This is a genomic window from Rahnella inusitata (assembly GCF_965118895.1).
Classification (GTDB): domain Bacteria; phylum Pseudomonadota; class Gammaproteobacteria; order Enterobacterales; family Enterobacteriaceae; genus Rahnella; species Rahnella inusitata_A.
Genome location: NZ_CBCPJJ010000010.1, coordinates 170,762 through 189,231, shown reverse-complemented (window position 1 = coordinate 189,231; position 18,470 = coordinate 170,762). Strand labels below are relative to the sequence as shown.

Below are 18,470 nucleotides of genomic sequence, written 5' to 3'. Positions count from 1 at the left end.
TTCGGCGTCGGGTATAGGTGAAACATCACACCTTCGGTAGACATCTCGAAGGTCGTTATCGTGACTATTCAGCTTTTCCGAATTGAAGCCAGAAAAATGCCGTACCAGTAAAGACTGATACGGCTATTTCTGTGGTTTATTTTGTCAGAGGGGTTATCCCATTGTGCAACTGATTTCCTTCCCACAAATATAAGGTGGGGCACACGCTTTCCGGCACATATCCAGATAATCCGACCACCATTGCTTCATCGCTTTGCGGGCATCGAGATATTCTGCTTTATTGATGTAAGCCGCTCGAACGCTATTACGCTCCTGGTGACTCATCTGCCGTTCAACCGCATCCTGTGCCCAAAGGCCAGACTCCATCAGGGCACTACAGGCCATTGCCCGAAATCCGTGGCCGCAGATTTCATCTTTTGTGTCATAGCCCATCAGGCGTAGCGCCTTGTTGACCGTGTTTTCGCACATCGGTTTATACGGATTGTGATCGCCGGGGAACACCAGCACCTGATGCCCGGATATTTCCCGTATCTGTTTCAGAATAGCAATAGACTGACAGGAGAGTGGAACGATATGTGGAGTGCGCATTTTTGCACCGCGTCCAGAGTAGCGGACACCGGGGATGGACTCGCGAGTGGCAGGAATGGTCCAGATTTTGTTTCTGAAATCGATCTCAGACCAACGGGCGAAACGCAGTTCGCTGGAACGGATGAAAAGGTGCAGGGTGAGTGATACTGCCAGGCGGGTTAACTCTCGTCCTTGAAACGTGTTTAAAGGATTTTTCCGGTGAGCGGGCAGCTTTCTCTGCGATACGTTGCTGGGCTGGATTGATATTCTGCGCCAGCAGCTTACGTATGCCATCACGTTGCTGCCGAGCATTAGCTAGAGAAACTTCGGGATAAGCCCCTAAGCCAAGCCGGGATTCTTTACCATTGATACAATATTTGAGATACCAGAGACGTGAACCGCCTGGATTGACCAAAAGGTACAGGCCATGAGAATCGGAAACTTTGAAAGGTTTTTCAGAAGGCTTGAGACTGCGGATTTTAGTGTCGTTCAGAGACATTTGGGGGTCACTCCGTCATCGAACCAACATGACCCCAAATCTGACCACCAAATTCTCCCGATGCGGAGGGGAAACTAAAAATGCATCGGGAAGATTTTTCGCGCTAACTTATTGAATCTAAATTACATAAGGATTCGCAAAGAGGCATGAAAACAAGAATTTGGCTCCTCTGACTGGACTCGAACCAGTGACATACGGATTAACAGTCCGCCGTTCTACCGACTGAACTACAGAGGAATCGTTGGAACGGGGCGAATAATAGCGACTGCCCCTGTGCATGTCAAAGGGTTAAAGAAAAAAGTTGTCTGACTGCTTTCTTAATATCCAACTTGTTGACTATTAAGACAAAGTGATTAAATCCTCCACCATTTTTTTCATTGTCCCTCACGCTGAAAGTTGATGTTGCACTAAAAGCACTCATAAGCTGCCTGTTTGTTGTGCATCAGTTACCAGCATTGTTGCAGATCCCAAATCCTAAGCACGTTTTTTGCCACTCTTTAGCCCTGAGAAGGCAGTGAATGCAGATCTGCTGCACAAATTTCAATCATTTTTCGTAATTGGCACACCCCGTGCATTGTTATCTCACTAACAACAACTAGCTTTATGACAATAAAGCAACATGAGATTAACCGATGCAGCCAGCGCAGGATGTGATTGAACAAATCGAAGCCTCGTTTGCCGGACAGACGCCGACGGGGAAACGCATTGCCAGTTATTTGCTGGCGAATCTTGCACAAATCCCGTTTGAGACCGCCGACAGCATCGCGCGAAGTGCGGCGACCAGCGGGATTTCGGTAGGACGTTATTTGCGCAGCCTCGGGTATCGGAATCTGGATGACTTCAAACAAACGCTGCGTCAGCAAAGTGGTACGGCCTACCAGCCGTGGGTGGTTACTGACCGCCTCGGAGCTTACCGCGAACGCAGCAAACAACCGCGGCAGGAAAAGCTTGAGCAGTCGCTGACGCTCGAACTCGAAGCCATCCATCACGTCTATCAGCTGGCGCAGACCGACAGCTTTGCGCAGGTAAGCCGCCGACTGGCTGAGGCCGATGCGGTGTTTATTCTCGGCATCCAGTCGGTACGGGGGATTGCTAATAACTTCTCGAGCTATCTCGAATATCTGCGTCCGAAAGTGTATTTCGCCGACGGCCTGTCCGGCACCTATGTCGAATCTCTGAATTCCGAATTCGCCCGCCCGTATCTGGTGGTCACCGACACCCGCGCCTATTCGAAACTGGCGCAAACCTATTGTGAAGCGGCCTGCGAGCGCGGGCTGAACGTGGCGCTGATCACCGACATTTACTGCCCCTGGGCGCGCGACTATCCGGTGGATTTGTTGCAGGTCAAAACTGACACCGGCCAGTTCTGGGATTCGATGGCGCCACTTAGCTGCCTTTTCAACCTGTTGTGTTCCTCGGTGCTGGAACTGCGGGGGAACGACGTCGAAGAGCGGCTGGCAAATAACCGGATTTTGCAGAAACAGCTCGGGCAGTTTGAATCGTAATTTTCTAAAAACAGCGGACAGAGTTTATTGATGAATACCAAAACACCTGACGTACCCCTGACCGATCTGGCGCACGCGCTGCCCGATGCGGTGATCGACCTGAAATATGCCACGGCAGATAACCTGACCGGTCAGCCGATTTATCGCGAGTCGCGCTGCCTGTTGCATCCGGACGCTGCCGCCGCGCTGGTTCGCTGTAATGCCGTGGCAAAGCTGGCGGGATTCCGGCTGAAAATCTACGACGCTTATCGTCCGCAGGCGGCGCAGGCCTGTTTGTGGGCCGCGTTTCCCAATCCGGATTATGTGGTGGATATCAAACTCGGATCGCACCACAGCCGCGGTGTGGCGGTGGATCTTACCCTGCTCGATGAGCGTGGTGAGGTACTGGATATGGGCGCAGGCTTTGACGAAATGACCGAAGTCTCGCATCCGTTTTATCCGGATTTACCGCCGCACATTCAGCGCAACCGACTTTTGCTTAACGCCGTCATGGCCGCAGGTGGCTACAAGGGTATCACCAGCGAGTGGTGGCACTTTGAATTACCGGATGCCAAAACGTATCCGTTGTTGGAAGAGCGGTTTGGCTGCTATCCGCCAATTAACGCCGCCTGATTTTCGTCTCACTTTTCCTCAAGCCAGGAGTTCAACGATGAATAACACAGCAATCAGTACGTTTCGCACAATCACCAAAACACGGATCGCCGGTGCCATTTTACTCGCTGTATCAGGGTTAAGTCTTTCCGCGCAGGCCGCCGTGCCAAAAGACATGTTGGTGATTGGTAAAGCCGCGGACCCGCAAACGCTGGATCCTGCGGTGACTATCGACAACAACGACTGGACGGTCACTTATCCGGCCTATCAGCGACTCGTCCAGTACAAGACGGAAGGAGGCAAAGGTTCGACGCAGGTGGAAGGCGATCTGGCCGCCAGCTGGACCGCGTCACCGGATCAGCTGGTGTGGACATTCAAACTCAAGCCCGGCGCAAAATTTGATGACGGCACTGACGTTAACGCCGATGCGGTGAAATGGTCGTTTGAGCGCCTGATGAAAATCGGTCAGGGTCCGTCGGAAGCCTTTCCGAAAGACATGACCGTCACGATAGTTGATCCGATGACCGTCACCTTTACGCTGAAATCCCCGTTTGCGCCCTTCCTGTACACGCTGGCCAATGACGGCGCAGGCATTGTCAATCCGGCCATCGCTAAAGCCAATCCAGCCGATCAAGGCAAAGCCTGGCTGGCGGGACATACCGCCGGTTCCGGCCCTTACAAGCTGGACCGCTGGCAGAAAGGCCAGCAACTGGTGCTGGTGCCGAACCCGCATTACAGCGGCGCTAAACCAGCCTTTAAACGCGTGACGGTGAAAATTATCGGCGAGAGTGCCACCCGCCGCCTGCAGCTGTCGCGTGGCGATCTGGATATCGCCGATTCCCTGCCGATGGATCAGCTGGCGGCGCTGAAGAAAGAAGACAAAGTCGCCGTCGAAGAATTCCCTTCGCTGCGCGTCACCTATCTGTATCTTAATAACGCAAAAACGCCGCTCAATCAGGTGGATCTGCGCCGTGCGATTTCCTCAGCAGTGGATTATCAGGGCATGGTAAAAGGCATTATGGGCGGTAACGCCAAACAGATGCGCGGGCCGATCCCGGATGGCATGTGGGGCTTCGACCCGACGGCGAAACAGTACACTCTCGACATGACCCAGGCCAAAGCCGATCTGGCGAAAGTGAAAGACAAACCGCAGACGCTGGACTTCCTCTATTCAGATAACGATCCGAACTGGGAATCTATCGCGCTGGCGGTGCAGGCGAGCCTCGGTCAGGCGGGTATCAGCGTCAAGCTGGAAAAACTGGCCAACGCCACCATGCGCGACCGCATCGGGCAGGGCGATTACGATATTTCTATCGGCAACTGGAGCCCTGATTTCGCCGATCCGTACATGTTTATGAACTACTGGTTCGAGTCCGACAAAAAAGGGCTGCCGGGCAACCGTTCCTTCTATTCCAATCCAGACGTCGATGCCTTGTTGAAAAAAGCGGTGTCGGTCACCGATCAGAAACAGCGCACGGATTATTACCAGCAGGCACAGAAAATCGTTATCGATGAAGCGGCCTACGTGTATCTGTTCCAGAAAAACTATCAGGTCGCGATGAACAAAGACGTCAAAGGTTTTGTGTTCAACCCGATGCTGGAGCAGGTGTTTAACGTCGGCCAGATGAGCAAGCAATAACGGCGATATCATTCACGAAGACCCCTTTCTACCATGTGAGGGGTTTTACGGGGAAAAATAACGATGACTTTCTGGACACTGATCCGCCAGCGATGCTGGGGGCTGGTTTTGGTGATGATAGGAGTATGCGTTATTACTTTTATCATCTCGCATATGATCCCGGGCGATCCGGCGCGTCTGCTGGCAGGCGATCGCGCCAGCAATGAAATGGTTGAGCATATCCGTCAGCAACTAGGTTTGGATCAGCCGTTGTATGTGCAGTTTTTTCGTTACGTCAGCGATTTGCTGCATGGCGATCTTGGAACGTCGATTCGCACCGGTCGGCCGGTGCTGGAAGACCTGAAAGCCTTCTTCCCGGCCACCTTAGAACTGGCGTTTACCGCGCTGTTTCTGGCGATTGTGCTGGGTATTCCGCTCGGCGTGCTGTCTGCGGTTTATCAGAATAAATTCCCCGATCATCTGGTGCGTTTACTTTCCGTTCTGGGGATTTCCACCCCGGCGTTCTGGCTGGGATTGGGCGTCATCATCCTGTTTTACGGCCATCTGAACCTGCTGCCGGGGGGCGGAAGGCTGGATGACTGGCTGGATCCGCCCGCCAATATCACCGGTTTTTACGTGCTTGATTCTCTACTGACCGGCAATTGGGAGACCCTCTGGAACAGTCTGCAGCATCTGGCGATGCCCGCACTGACGCTGGCGTTCGTGCATATGGGGATTGTGGCGCGGCAGATCCGTTCGGCGATGCTCGAACAGCTTAATGAAGATTATATCCGCACGGCGCGTGCCAACGGCTTATCGCGCTGGCGGGTGATCCTCAGCCATGCGTTGCCCAATGCGCTGATCCCCTCGGTGACGGTGCTCGGTCTGGCGATGGGCGATTTGCTTTACGGCGCGGTGCTGACGGAAACCGTGTTCGCCTGGCCAGGGATGGGGGCGTATGTGGTTAACTCGATTCAGGCGCTGGATTTCCCGGCGGTAATGGGTTTTGCGGTGGTGGTGTCGTTTGCGTACGTCATCGTCAATTTGTGTGTGGATTTACTGTATGTGTGGATCGACCCACGCATTGGCCGGGAGGGGTGACCGATGTCTGTTATTGAACCGGGTGTGAACAATCAGCGTGCCGATATCGTGGCACCTGACGTCAGGCCGCGCTTCGCCAGCTGGCGGCGCACATTTCATCTGCTGAGCCGTAGCCCGCTGACCATGCTGGGTCTGGCAATCATGCTTATTGTGCTGTTTATCATGATTTTCTCTCCGTGGCTGGTGCCGCACGATCCGAACGCTATCAGCCTGACCGATCGTTTGCAGGCACCTTCCTCCGGCCACTGGTTTGGCACCGATGAAGTCGGGCGCGATTTATTCAGCCGGGTATTGATAGGCAGCCAGCAGTCGGTCGCCGCCGGGCTGGCGGTGGTAATCATTGCAGGCAGCATCGGTTCACTGCTCGGTTGCTTCTCCGGCGTGGTGGGCGGTCTTGTGGATGCGCTGATCATGCGCTGTATGGATATCATGCTGTCGGTACCGTCGCTGGTGCTGACCATGGCGCTGGCCGCCGCCCTCGGCCCGAGTCTTTTCAATGCCATGCTGGCGATTGCCGTGGTGCGTATTCCGTTTTACGTCCGGCTGGCACGCGGGCAAACGCTGATGTTGCGCCATCAGGCGTACATGCAGGCAACGCGTACCTTCGGCGCGTCGCGCTGGCATCTCATCACCTGGCACGTCTTGCGTAATGTCATGCCGCCGCTGGTGGTGCAGGCGTCGCTTGATATCGGCACCTCAATTCTGATGGCCGCCACGCTGGGCTTTATCGGCCTCGGCGCACAGCAACCGACCGCCGAGTGGGGCGCGATGGTCTCCAATGGCCGTAACTATATTCTCGATCAGTGGTGGTATTCGGCGTTTCCCGGCGTGGCCATTCTGATCACGGCCACCGGTTTCAACCTGTTCGGCGACGGTCTGCGCGACCTGCTGGATCCGAAAAGCAGAGGGCGCTGAGATGACTGAACGACACACCGCTCCGGTGCTGGAAATCGACAAATTACAACTGGTCTTTCCCGTTTACGGCGGCGAAGTGAAAGCGCTCAATCAGGTCTCGCTGGCGGTGAACGCCGGAGAAATTGTCGGCGTGGTGGGGGAATCCGGCTCCGGTAAATCGGTCACCGCGATGATGGCGATGCGCCTGCTGCCACCGGACGGTTTTACCGTCACCGGTGGCACACTCAACATGCTCGGCACCGACGTGGTGCGCGCCAGCGAAGAAGAGATGAGGAGCCTGCGCGGTGCGCGGGTGGCGATGATTTTTCAGGAGCCGATGAACGCGCTGAACCCGACGCGCAAAATTGGCCGACAGATGTGCGAAGTGATCTGCCTGCATCAGAAAGTCAGCCGTGCGCAGGCGTGGAAAAAGGCTATCGGCCTGCTCGACGACATGCAGATCGCCGACGCGGAACAGGTCATGTCGCGCTATCCGTTTGAGCTTTCCGGCGGGATGCGTCAGCGTGTTCTGATCGCGATGGCGTTTTCCTGCGAACCGGAGCTTATCATTGCCGACGAGCCGACCACCGCGCTGGACGTCACAGTGCAGCGTCAGGTTTTGCGACTTTTACAGCGCAAAGCCCGCGCCAGCGGCACGGCGGTGTTGTTTATCACTCACGACATGGCGGTGGTTTCGCAACTGTGCGACCGGGTTTACGTGATGTACGCCGGACATGTGATTGAAAGCGGCAACACGGCGGATGTCATCGATTCGCCGTCGCATCCGTATTCCATCGGATTATTGCAGGCCGCGCCGGAAAACGGCACGCCGCGCAGCCTGCTAAAAGCCATCCCCGGCACGGTGCCGAATCTTGCCAACCTCCCGCAGGGGTGCGCCTTTCGCGGGCGCTGTCAGCACGCCGACGACCGTTGTTTAATCACACCTGAACTTGCTCCGCAGACGGAATTTCCGCAGCAATCCGTCGCCTGCTGGCATCCGCAACGTTTTGCCAATCCGATACGTATCCCACACATTGAGGAGCTCTCCTGATGATTGCCGAACACTTAGTGGAACTTCAGGATGTGCGCGTGCATTTCCCTGCGACCATCAACTGGCGAGGCAAACCGACCGGCTACGTTCACGCGCTGAATGGTTTAGATCTCAACATTATTCGCGGCGAAACCCTGGGGATCGTTGGCGAGTCCGGCTGTGGGAAAAGTACGCTGGCGCAGTTGCTGATGGGCTTACAAAAGCCAAGCAGCGGTGAGATTCACCGCGCCCGTCATGATAACTCCTGGTTTGGTTCCGGCATGCAGATGGTGTTTCAGGATCCGCAGTCCTCACTCGACCCGCGTCTGCCTATCTGGCGGATTATTACCGAGCCGGTCTACGTGCAAAAACACAACAGCAGCCGTGAGCGCCGCGAGTTAGCCGCCACGCTGGCCGGGCAGGTGGGCATCCGCAAGGAGTACCTCGACCGCCTGCCGCATGAATTTTCCGGCGGCCAGCGTCAGCGCATCTCCATCGCCCGCGCGCTTTCTTCCGAGCCGGATATCATCGTGCTCGATGAACCGACCTCAGCGCTGGATATTTCCGTACAGGCGCAGATCCTTAATCTGCTGGTCGAACTGCAACGCCAGCGCAATCTGACGTTTGTGCTGATTTCGCACAACGTGTCGGTGGTACGCCACATGAGCGATCGCGTAGCGGTGATGTATCTTGGCCAAATCGTTGAACTCGGAGCGGCAGAAAAAGTGCTGACCGATCCGCAGCACCCGTACACCCGGCTCCTGCTCGATTCCGTCCCCCGCGCCGGGCGAGCACTGGATGACGGGATTGTCGATAAAAAAGGCGAGTTACCCAGTAACCGAAATCTGCCGAAAGGCTGTTATTTCCGGGAACGGTGCCCGCTGGCGGGAGACGGGTGTCAGATGCCGCAGGATTTGGCCCGCGCGGCGGGAGGCTGTGTTGCGAGGTGTCATCGCGTACATGTGGCTGAGCGGTCATAAATGGTTATTTTGTGCAGATGCCGATGCAGATGCAGATGCAGATGCAGATGCAGATGCCGATGCACTGGCGGCATTTAAACGCCGTCGAAATAAAAGTAGATCGAGAATATTTCGGTTTCTGAATAGCAGTGATCACTTAACGCGCTGCGCCGAAACCGCCCAAAGGAGGGAAGTGCTTTCCCTCCTTTGGAATCCTCCCCGCTTTTTAAAACACGCGCTATCGCCAGACGGATGGACGTGTTCTGTGACTCCCGCGTGTGGCGCAAAACCCTGCCGCTGCGCGGTTTCCCTCACTCGGTCCTGAAGCCTAAGGTCTTCAGGCCGCTCCGTTCGGCAGGATTTTTTGATCGCGCCATCTCAGCATTTTTTAAAGACAAAAAAAGAAAATTGGCAAAACGTATTTGGTTTTTGAACTGATCCGAGTGGGTGAAGTTGTGACCTAAAAAGCTCTGGCCGCGTTCAAAAATCACGCCGGAGGGAGAGGTGGAAAACCGCGCCTTTTTTGCGCGGGTTGTAACCCGAGCGAAGGGCACCGCGCAGCGGCGGGATTTTGCGGCAATAACGGTGGTTGCTGAAACATAGCAGGTGTGCATGGCACGTGTGTGAAAAAGCGTGGGGAGTGCAGAGGGGAAAAGCTTTTCCCCTCTGCTCGGTTTCGGCGCGAAAGGCCAGGAGATCACCGATAATAAGAAACCGAAATATGCGCAAAACTGCTTTAAAATGCGCGAGTGCCCCACCCGAGCACTCACCGACGATGCAAAATATCCACTGTCTTGATCCAGTCAAACGGCTCCAGATCTCTGTACCCGATCCCCTCCGCGGCCAGCGCATCTACCAGCCCTTGCTGGGTCAGTACTGTCCCGCGGCTCATGTCTGCGGCGACGCCGACGTCTTCCAATGTTTTCACCACTTCCCGCATCTCCTCCGCGCGGCGTTTGCCATGTTCCGCTATCCGGCTGATGAGATAATGCGGGAATGCTCCGTCCCAGCCCAGTGACGGAAAACTGGCGTGCAGCGAAGCGACGACTTCCTGTTCGACGCCGTATTGCCGGGCAGCGGTCAGGCATTCGGCGGTCAGCGCTTCCAGTCCTTTGATCATCACACTGCGACACATCTTGATTGCCGAGGCTTCGCCGACCACGTTGCCGTGTACCTGACTGCGGAAACCTTGTCCGTTGAGCCATTCGCTGACCGCGTGGGCGTGCGTACCGCCGAGCAGCAGCGGGGTTTTCAGACGTGCCGGCGGGTAGGGTGCCATCACGGCGACATCAATGTATACGCCGCCGGCCTGTTCGATCGCGGCCATCGCGCTGCGTTTGGTGTTTGGCGAGACTGAATTTACATCAAGGAAGGTTTGATACTGCGAAATATGCTGCGCGACGTCGCGGGCGACGCTCAGAGACTCGGCGGCGGTGACGGCAGAGAAAATGATCTGGCTGCCTTTGACGGCGTCTTGCAGGGTTGCTTCCAGACGGATCCCCGCCAGATGAGCGCGTTCTGAGAGAATGTCAGAACCGGTTTGTTTATCGAACGCAACGATATCCAGTGAGGGATCCTGCTTTTTTAAATCGGTGGCCAAAATAGTGCCGACTTCTCCGAGGCCGATTACGGCAATACGGGTAACGTTATTCATCATGATTCTCCTGACGACCGTCCCAGACGCTGGCCGCAATGGCGACGCGGCCTTCAAAAATCAGCCGCGCGGTGCGTAACAATGCGCAGCCGGTCAGGCGTTCTGCGCCAGTGCGGGTCGGATCGAGTTGTAATTCGACGCTGAATTCGCCGGTCGGGTGTTCCACGCTGACCAGTGGCGAGTTGCCGGAAGGCGTGTGCGCTATCCCTTCAGTGATGGTGCCCCGGATCAGACAGGCGCTGGCAACACTGACTGCACCAAGCACGCCGATCGACGCGTGGCAGCGGTGAGGGATAAATGTCCGGCTGGAGAGTGTGCCGCCCCTGCGCGGTTCGGCGATCAGCGTCATTTTCGGCACGGTGCGTTGAGTGACGTCGCCAAGATTCATTTTCGCACCGGCCTGCAGGCGGATGGATTCCAGCCGCTGTTTGAGTTCTTCATCGGCGTCCAGCTGTTCGCGGGTTTCATAGCCGCTGCGGCTGAGATCGGCGGCGCGCAGCAGAACTACCGGCATTCCGTTGTCGATGCAGGTGACCTCAATGCCGTCGAAGGTATCGCGCGCATTACCGGTCGGCAACAATGCGCCGCAGCTGGAACCGGCAATATCTGCGAATTCGATGCTGATTTTCGCTGCTGTGCCAGGCACGCCGTCAATGCGCAAATCACCCTGATAGCGCACCTGTCCGTCTTCCACCGGCACATACGCGGTGGCAATCTGGCCGGTATTCTCCATAAAAATACGCACCGGCGTGATGCCTTCGCGGGCGGCTATCAGCTGACGTTCGATGGCAAAGGGGCCGACCGCGGCCAGAATATTGCCGCAGTTTTGTCCGTAATCCACCACTGCCTGACCGACGCTGACCTGCGCAAACAGATAATCGACATCGGCGTCTGGCCTCCGGGACGGTCGCACTATCGCCACTTTGCTGGTCAGCGGATCCGCGCCGCCTATGCCGTCAATCTGACGCGGATCGGGTGAACCCATTACCGCCAGCAGCACGCTGTCGCGCAATTTTTCGCTCCGTGGCAAATGTTCAGCCAGAAAGAATGCGCCTTTAGACGTACCACCGCGCATCATCATGCAGGGAATTCGGGTCTGTGGCATGGCGGCTCCTCAGCGTTTTTCAGCCTGTTCCAGATCTTCGGTGGAATCGAAATAGGTCAGCCCTTTTTCGGCCAGACGCGGACGCATGGTGTAGATATCCAGCCCCAGTTCGCCGTCGGCCATGCGCGCACGTTTGCTCTCTTCCAGCGCTTCACGTTCACGGCTGGCGTGCAGAACCTGCGCGACATCTTCACGACGAATGACCACCACACCGTCGTCGTCAGCCACAATCGCATCGCCCGGATACACCAGCTGACCGGCGCAGACCACCGGCACATTCACCGAACCGAGCGTTTCCTTCACCGTACCCTGCGCGTAAACCGCCCGTGACCAGACGCGGAACCCCATCTCACGTAAGGTTTTGGTATCCCGTACGCCCAGATCGGCGACCAGCCCGACCACGCCGCGAGCTTTCAGCGACGTTGCCAGCAGATCGCCGAAGAAACCGTCGGAGCAGGGAGAAGTCGGTGCGACTACCAGAATATCGCCCGGCTGACACTGTTCGACCGCCACATGAAACATCCAGTTATCACCCGGAGCGGTCAGAACCGTGACGGCGCTGCCGGAAATCGCGCAGTCTTGTTGGATCGGGCGGATGGCCGGATCCAGCAGGCCCTTGCGCCCCTGCGCTTCATGAACCGTTGCTACGCCGAACGCGGCCAGCGCAGTCACGTCCGCTTTGTTCGCTCGTGGAATATTGCGCACCACCACGCCTTTTTTACCGATCAGACTCATGCTAAATCCTCCGTCACGCGCGGGAAGATGCTCTGATAGCCTTCGCCATACACGATGTTTTTGGTGCTGGTAATGCCGACGTTACGTTTGGCCTGTACGCCGCGCTGCTGCGCAACGCGGGTGTAGTATTCCCACAAATGTTCCTGTCCGGCCATGCACTGAATGGCCTGATATTTTTTGTCCCAGACGTCGGTGATATCGAGCAGAACGTCTGGTTTCCATTCGCACTGTTCCGGCTGATGCGGCTCGAAGCAGTAAACCGGCGGCGCGCCGATGATGGTTTCGCCAGGCTTATACCCCTCAGCCTGGGCGATAATCCGCGCTTCCTGCGCCAGATGAGTGGCCATCGGATGATCGTAGTTGTACGGGTCTTTCAGGGAGTGCGTCAGCACGAAATGTGGCTGCGCCCTGCGATAAACATCGGCCAGACGGAACAGCGATTCTTTGTCAGCGCGCAACGGGTAATCGCCCATATCAAAAAATTCGACGGTTGCGCCGAGAATTTCCGCCGCCGCCATCGCCTCTTCACGGCGCGAGGCCTTCACAATCTCTTCACTCATATTGCCTTTACGCCACAGTTTGGCGGATTCCCCACGTTCACCAAAAGACAGGCAAACGATGTGAACGGCGTAACCGGCCTGCGTATGTTTGGCGATGGCACCGCCTGCACGCCAGACGAAATCGGCGGAGTGGGCGCTGACGACTAAAGCACTTTTGGCGTTTTTTACATCATCTTGCTTGAACTGAGTCATGAGGCGTTTCCTTCGTTTTTGTTCTGATCCGGGGAGAGGTTCTGCGTACGTCCATGCTGTCAGTCCGCGTATCCGGCGGGTAATTCATTTAATTGCAGAGGGTATGCGTTTTATTTATATTGCAGAGGGATGTCACGAAAAAAAACCTGACGGGAGAAGGGGATGGCGCAAGCTGAGATGTTGAGTAACCTGATGCAAATACGGGCCTTTTGTCAGGTGGTCGATCAGGGCAGCGTATCGCGTGCGGCCGATGAACTTTACCGCACACAGTCGGCGGTGACCCGGGCGATCCGTGACCTGGAGCAGGCGCTGGAAGTGCCGCTGTTTGAGCGCCATGCCAACGGCATGCTGCTGACCGATTTCGGCAAATGCGTATTACCGCGCGCGCGACGGGCGATCGCCGAGCTGCATTTGATCCCGGCGCAGCTGGCGAAACTTCACGGCAAAGCGGGGCAGACGCGCAGCGAAACTGAGCCGTTGTATCTGTTCAACGTCCGCCGACTGCAAATTTTTATCTCCCTGTGCAAAACACGCCATATGCAGACGGTCGCGACGCTGCTGGGCCTAAGCCAGCCGGCGGTCAGCGCGGCGCTGAAAGTGCTGGAAAACGGCGCGGGCATGGCACTGCTCGAACGCACGCCGCACGGCATGATGCCGTCGCTGGCGGGGCAGGACATCGTGCCCAATCTGCGTCGTGCGCTGAACGAGCTTCGGCATATTCCGGCGGACATTGCCGCCCGGCGCGGCGTGCTGGAAGGCACCGTGCAGGTCGGGGCGTTGCCGCTCGGACGCACGCGGTTGTTGCCGCAGGCGATCATCGGCCTGACGCAGCGCTACGGCGGCGTGAAAGTGGTGACTAACGAAAGCGCATTCAGCGCACTGGCCTCCGAACTGCGTTCTGGCGAAGTGGATTTTATCTTCGGTGCGCTGCGCTCAAGCGATTATGCGGCGGATATGGTGACCGAAACGTTGTTCACCGAAAGCATGGTGATTCTGGCCAGAAGGGGGCATCCGTTGCTGGCGGAAGAGGTGAACTGTGAGGATTTACGCGAAGCGCGCTGGGTGCTGCCGCGTGCTGAAACGCCGGCGCGACGGTTGCTGGATAACAGTTTTGCCGCGATGGATATTCCGCCGCCGGATCCGGTGGTGGAAAGCGGCGATCTGGGCATTGTGCGCGGATTACTGCTCGGATCCGACATGCTGGCGGCGGTGTCTGCGCGCCAGCTGGAGCACGAACTGGCGTCCGGTGAACTGGTGCAACTGCCGCTGGATCTGGCCGATACGCATCGCGCCATCGGCCTGACCTACCGCGCCGGAAGTCTGCTTTCACCTGCCGCCGAGGCGTTAGTGGCAGAGATCAGACGGGTTTGTTGCTCCACACCTTCGCGGGACAGGGAGTTAATCACTTACTCAAATTCACCACCGCCTGCCTGACAGCATATTCATATCCCTGAATGCCGAACCCGCAAATCACGCCGACGGAGACGTCGGAAAGAAACGAGTGGTGGCGGAACGCATCGCGCTTGTGAACGTTGGTGATGTGCACTTCATACAGCGGCAGGCTGACGGCGGTCACCGCATCGCGGATGGCGACGGAAGTGTGCGTCCACGCGGCAGCGTTGAGGACAATCGCATCCACTTTGCCACGGCAGGCCTGAATGCGGTCAATCATCTCGCCTTCATGGTTGGTCTGGAAAAATTCGATGACCGCGCCGCAGCTTTCGCCGGTCTGGTGACAAAGTTTTTCGATGGTCGCCAGCGTGTCGTGACCGTAAGTTTCCGGCTCGCGGGTGCCAAGCAGGTTCAGGTTGGGGCCGTTAAAGACGGCAATTTTATAGCTCATTATCATCCCTTATCGTTATGCGTAATCTTTGAAGCCAAACAGGTCTTTCGGCGTTTGCCACAAGATCTGGTGTCGGGTCTTTTCATCGGGAAACAGTTGTTCCACCAGAATCAGCAACGTACCGAGATCCATCCGGTGTTCGGCGCGCAGAAACGGCCAGTCGGATCCCCACATGCAGTGCCCGGCGCCAAAGGCGTCGAGCAGCGCGTGCTGATACGCGTGGCCGTCCTGATAAGGAAACGGCTGGCGGCTAAACTTCGACAATCCCGAGAGTTTTACCCAGGTGCGTTGCTGTGAGGCCAGCCTGAGCAGCGCCTGAAACGCCGGTTGTTGCAGGCCTTGCGACACATCCGGGCGGCCGGAATGGTCGATCAGCAGCCGCGTTCGCGTGCGGTTAATCAGCGGCAGCAGCGCCAGCAGCTGATCGTCCTGCACCTGAATGGCGGCGAACAGGTCGAGTTCGGCGAGGTCACCCATCAGCCGGTCGAGATGCAAAAACGGCTGCGTGCCAAGCATCGCGACGTTCATCGCAATTCCCACCACACCGGCCTGCTTCAGGTGCGCAAGCCGGTCCTGCGTGATATCAAAAGGCACCACCGCGATGCCTTTGAAACGCCCGTTACCTTTTTCCAGCGCATCCAGCAGACAGGCGCAGTCGGTGTTATAACCGGACGTCGGACCGACAATCAGTGAATGACGGATGTTATACGCCTGCATCACCGCGCGGTAATAATCGGCAGTGCCAATCTCGTGCCCTTCCGGACGGTAAGGTGTGTCCGGAAGGTACGGGAAGCGCGCCGGATCAAACACGTGATGATGGGTGTCGATTTTAGGTTGCTCAAATATCGTCATGCTTTCGCTTTACCTGCGACTGAATAGAGAACTTGCTGATTGCGGGTTTTCTGGAATTCTTCCAGCGTTTCGCCGCGCATCGCGGAGTAGATATGTAAGTTGGAAACGCCGACGACCGCGCCGAGTTTTTCCAGCAGGAAGAAACTGACGCCGTAATGGATCATGCCGCGCCAGTCCAGTTCGCGCAGGAGTTTTTGCTCGGTATCGGTGAGTTTGTTTTCGGCAAACATAGCGTTCTGATCGGTAAGGAAACGTTCGCGCCACGCGGGCTGGATCAGGCGATGCAGGAACCGGTTGATGCGCAGGGCTTTGAGGCTCCGCGCCTGCGTAAACGGATAGGTGCCGGGCAGTTTTTCCACGCCTGCCAGCTGTTGCGCAATTTTGTCGCGCTGGCGCTGATGCACGTCAAACGGCGCTTCGCGGGACTGATTTTCAAGGATAAGCGTCGCGATGCCGGTCATCGACGGCAGGTAATAGGCCTGATGGGTTTTCTTCACGTTGGCCGACAGCGCACCGCGCATCACCAGCCACATGATCACTTCCGCGCCTTCCATTCCGCCGAGCGTGGCGAATTCCGCCAGCGTCATTTCGGTCAGCCGCTCCGGATCGTTGACAATCATATCGACAAACTGCTCGTCCCAGTCCGGATTGTTAAAGCCGCAGCGCTCGCCGTGCACCTGATGAGAAACGCCGCCGGTGGCGACAATCGCCACATTTAAATCTTCCGGGAAACTTTCAATGGCGCGGCGCAGTGCCTGACCGAGCTTGTAACAACGGCGGGCGGTGGGAATAGGGAACTGCAACACGCCGATTTGCAGGGGGACAATTTGCGTCGGCCAGCCGCCATCATGTGGCAACAGGGCTGAAAGCGGCGAAAACAGGCCGTGATCCAGCGGCTTATCCTGGAAGAACGACATGTCGAATTCGTCCGCCATCAGGCTGGCACCAATGTGCTGCGACAGCGCCGCGTGGCCTTTTACCGGTGGTAAATCACGCGGGCCGCCGCCTTCATCGGCAACCTCATAATGATCGTCGATGCCTAATGTGAAAGCTGAATAGTGATCGAAAAAGAAAGAGGTGACATGGTCGTTAAAAATGTAGACCAGGACGTCGGGTTTCTTCTCTTCCAGCCATTCCTGCATCGGCGCAAAGCCTTCAAAAATCGGCGCCCAGGCGCTCTCTTCCTGTTTGTTGTGATCCACGGCGAAACCGATGGTCGGGGTATGTGAAACTGCTAAACCGCCTATGATCTTAGCCATCTTCAATCCTTAATACTGATGTAGGGTAAGCGCGGTGCATAAGCCGCGTGAGTAATGTTTCGGTCTAATTATCAGAAGGCTAATCCAGAGATTAGCGGACATTCATGGTGCGCGACAACTCCGGGATGTCAGTAATATCAACCCCCTTGAGCGTCTCGGCCGGGTGCGCCGCACGATGTAAAAGAATGCTCAGGCCAGCCAGCAGGGCAGGCAGTGCCAGAATCATGAAGATCATGTTTTCGCCGGAGAAGACACCCAGCAGAATGCCCCCCATCGAGGAGCTGATGATCGCGCCGCTGCGGCCAATGCCGTGCATCCAGCAGACGCCGGTGGCGCGCATCTCGGTCGGATAGAAGGCCGGTGAAAATGCCTGTAACCCTGTTTGTGCGCCGTTAATACATACGCCGCTGATGAAGACCAGCAGGGCGAGAACGTCCGGGCCAAAGTTACCGATGCCCTGTGACAGCAAACTCACCATGCCCATCATGTAGAAACCGGCGATCACGCGTTTTGCGGTGAATCGATCCATCAGCCCGCCGACCATCAGGCCGCCGAAGGTACCACCCAGCTGGAACAGACCGGCGACAATCGCTGCGCGCTCCAGCGAAAATCCGCTGTTACGCATAATGGTCGGCAGCCAGCCGTTGAGCAGGTAAATCACGAACAGCCCCATGAAATAGGTCACCCACAGCACGACGGTCCCTTTGGCATAGCCATTGGTGAACAGCTGGAAGACTTTGGCTTTTTTCTGAATGACCGGCGTTTTGAGCACAAATTTGGTGTTGGCGCTGAAAATGCCACCGGCGCGGGTCAGTACTTTGGCGATCTTTTCTTTGGCGACGTTGCGCACCACCATGTACATGGCCGACTCCGGCAGGATCCACATCAACAAGGGCAGCATCAGCAGCGGCAAAATCCCGCCAGCAAAAATTACCGCTTTCCAGCCGTAATCCGGCAACAGCCCTGCGGCGATGAAACCGCCCGCGCCGGAGCCGACATTAAAACCGCTGTACATAACGGTGATCATCAGGCTGCGACGGCGCTCCGGCATGTATTCGGAAACCAGCGTCACGGTATTAGGCATCACCGCGCCTAATCCCAGGCCGGTGAGAAAACGCAGCACGGCCATTTCCATCGGCGTACGCGCGAAGGTGCTCAGCAGGCTGAAGAGTGCGAAACACAAAATCGACCACATCAGCACGCGTTTGCGCCCGAAGCGGTCGGCGTTCGGCCCGGCGATCAGCGCACCAATCGCTACTCCAAACATGGCGGCGCCAAGGATCGGCCCCATCTCTGCGCGGCTGATGCCCCAGTCTTCAATCAGCGCCGGGGCGATAAAACCCATCACCGCGGCGTCATAGCCGTCGAACATAATGATGATGAAACACAGCGACAGAACCACCCATTGATATTTCGATATCGGGCGTTCGTCTATCCACGTTTTGACATCCACGATGGTGTTGTTGCTCATAGGGTACGCTCTCTGTTTTTTTTATTAATATGTGA

17 protein-coding genes, 1 tRNA gene and 1 pseudogene are annotated in these 18,470 nt (G+C 56.6%); 8 read left to right on the top strand and 11 right to left on the bottom strand.

All coding sequences use genetic code 11. The features are described 5' to 3' along the window. Nucleotides 1-153: 153 nt before the first annotated feature. Nucleotides 154-1,066, bottom strand: a pseudogene (locus ACMHLI_RS12125) (tyrosine-type recombinase/integrase). Between the two features lie 161 nt (nt 1,067-1,227). Further along, a tRNA-Asn gene (locus ACMHLI_RS12120) sits at nt 1,228-1,303 on the bottom strand. A 395-nt stretch (nt 1,304-1,698) separates the two neighbouring features. Between ACMHLI_RS12120 and ACMHLI_RS12115 the strand changes: the two genes are divergently transcribed. The 7 genes from ACMHLI_RS12115 to ACMHLI_RS12085 all read left to right on the top strand — a co-directional run bounded on the left by ACMHLI_RS12115 (nt 1,699) and on the right by ACMHLI_RS12085 (nt 8,785). Continuing rightward, on the top strand, nt 1,699-2,571 hold the full coding sequence (locus tag ACMHLI_RS12115) for a MurR/RpiR family transcriptional regulator (protein ID WP_413529690.1): 873 nt from the start codon (nt 1,699-1,701) through the stop codon (nt 2,569-2,571). A 30-nt stretch (nt 2,572-2,601) separates the two neighbouring features. Then, nucleotides 2,602-3,183 carry a D-alanyl-D-alanine dipeptidase gene (gene ddpX, locus ACMHLI_RS12110; RefSeq protein WP_413529689.1) on the top strand — a complete coding sequence of 194 codons (582 nt, stop codon included), beginning with the start codon at nt 2,602-2,604 and terminating at the stop codon, nt 3,181-3,183. Nucleotides 3,184-3,220: 37 nt separating this feature from the next. Beyond that, on the top strand, nt 3,221-4,801 hold the full coding sequence (locus tag ACMHLI_RS12105; protein ID WP_413529688.1) for an ABC transporter substrate-binding protein: 1,581 nt from the start codon (nt 3,221-3,223) through the stop codon (nt 4,799-4,801). A gap of 63 nt (nt 4,802-4,864) precedes the next feature. Beyond that, a complete protein-coding gene (locus ACMHLI_RS12100) occupies nt 4,865-5,881 on the top strand; it encodes an ABC transporter permease (protein ID WP_413529687.1) in 1,017 nt (338 codons plus the stop codon). A gap of 3 nt (nt 5,882-5,884) precedes the next feature. Beyond that, nucleotides 5,885-6,796, top strand: a complete 912-nt coding sequence (gene ddpC / locus ACMHLI_RS12095; RefSeq protein WP_413529686.1) for a D,D-dipeptide ABC transporter permease — start codon at nt 5,885-5,887, stop codon at nt 6,794-6,796. 1 nt (nt 6,797) lies between these two features. After that, nucleotides 6,798-7,826: an ABC transporter ATP-binding protein gene (locus tag ACMHLI_RS12090; RefSeq protein WP_413529685.1), complete on the top strand. Its 1,029-nt coding sequence runs from the start codon at nt 6,798-6,800 to the stop codon at nt 7,824-7,826. After that, nucleotides 7,826-8,785, top strand: coding sequence for an oligopeptide/dipeptide ABC transporter ATP-binding protein (locus ACMHLI_RS12085; protein WP_413529684.1), 960 nt, complete (start codon nt 7,826-7,828; stop codon nt 8,783-8,785). Before ACMHLI_RS12090 ends, ACMHLI_RS12085 begins: the two co-directional genes overlap by 1 nt. 290 nt (nt 8,786-9,075) lie before the next feature. Here ACMHLI_RS12085 and ACMHLI_RS12080 read toward each other — a convergent pair whose 3' ends face one another. From ACMHLI_RS12080 to galB, 5 genes are read right to left on the bottom strand one after another with little or no spacing between them, the layout of a single operon-like run. Then, nucleotides 9,076-9,522: a hypothetical protein gene (locus ACMHLI_RS12080; RefSeq protein WP_413529683.1), complete on the bottom strand. Its 447-nt coding sequence runs from the start codon at nt 9,520-9,522 to the stop codon at nt 9,076-9,078. An 8-nt stretch (nt 9,523-9,530) separates the two neighbouring features. Beyond that, complete coding sequence (locus tag ACMHLI_RS12075; RefSeq protein ID WP_413529741.1) at nt 9,531-10,418, bottom strand: DUF1932 domain-containing protein; 888 nt, start codon at nt 10,416-10,418, stop codon at nt 9,531-9,533. Then, a complete protein-coding gene (locus ACMHLI_RS12070) occupies nt 10,411-11,523 on the bottom strand; it encodes a 4-oxalomesaconate tautomerase (RefSeq protein ID WP_413529682.1) in 1,113 nt (370 codons plus the stop codon). The genes ACMHLI_RS12075 and ACMHLI_RS12070 overlap by 8 nt, the downstream gene beginning before the upstream one ends. Nucleotides 11,524-11,532: 9 nt before the next feature. Next, entirely contained in the window at nt 11,533-12,258 is a 726-nt protein-coding gene (locus ACMHLI_RS12065; protein WP_413529681.1) for a 4-carboxy-4-hydroxy-2-oxoadipate aldolase/oxaloacetate decarboxylase, read from the bottom strand. After that, nucleotides 12,255-13,010: a 4-oxalmesaconate hydratase gene (gene galB, locus ACMHLI_RS12060; RefSeq protein ID WP_413529680.1), complete on the bottom strand. Its 756-nt coding sequence runs from the start codon at nt 13,008-13,010 to the stop codon at nt 12,255-12,257. The genes ACMHLI_RS12065 and galB overlap by 4 nt, the downstream gene beginning before the upstream one ends. A gap of 162 nt (nt 13,011-13,172) precedes the next feature. Here galB and ACMHLI_RS12055 point away from each other — a divergent pair, with 162 nt between their 5' ends. Beyond that, a complete protein-coding gene (locus ACMHLI_RS12055; protein WP_413529679.1) occupies nt 13,173-14,444 on the top strand; it encodes a LysR family transcriptional regulator in 1,272 nt (423 codons plus the stop codon). Here ACMHLI_RS12055 and aroQ read toward each other — a convergent pair. The 4 genes from aroQ to ACMHLI_RS12035 form a co-directional block, all read right to left on the bottom strand. After that, complete coding sequence (gene aroQ, locus ACMHLI_RS12050) at nt 14,413-14,853, bottom strand: type II 3-dehydroquinate dehydratase (RefSeq protein WP_413529678.1); 441 nt, start codon at nt 14,851-14,853, stop codon at nt 14,413-14,415. The genes ACMHLI_RS12055 and aroQ overlap by 32 nt on opposite strands. A gap of 15 nt (nt 14,854-14,868) precedes the next feature. After that, nucleotides 14,869-15,705 carry an amidohydrolase family protein gene (locus tag ACMHLI_RS12045; protein WP_413529677.1) on the bottom strand — a complete coding sequence of 279 codons (837 nt, stop codon included), beginning with the start codon at nt 15,703-15,705 and terminating at the stop codon, nt 14,869-14,871. Continuing rightward, nucleotides 15,702-16,964, bottom strand: a complete 1,263-nt coding sequence (locus ACMHLI_RS12040; RefSeq protein ID WP_413529676.1) for a gallate dioxygenase — start codon at nt 16,962-16,964, stop codon at nt 15,702-15,704. Before ACMHLI_RS12040 ends, ACMHLI_RS12045 begins: the two co-directional genes overlap by 4 nt. Before the next feature lie 91 nt (nt 16,965-17,055). Then, nucleotides 17,056-18,435 (bottom strand): MFS transporter, encoded by a 1,380-nt coding sequence (locus ACMHLI_RS12035; protein WP_413529675.1) that lies wholly within the window; start codon nt 18,433-18,435, stop codon nt 17,056-17,058. Nucleotides 18,436-18,470 lie beyond the last annotated feature (35 nt).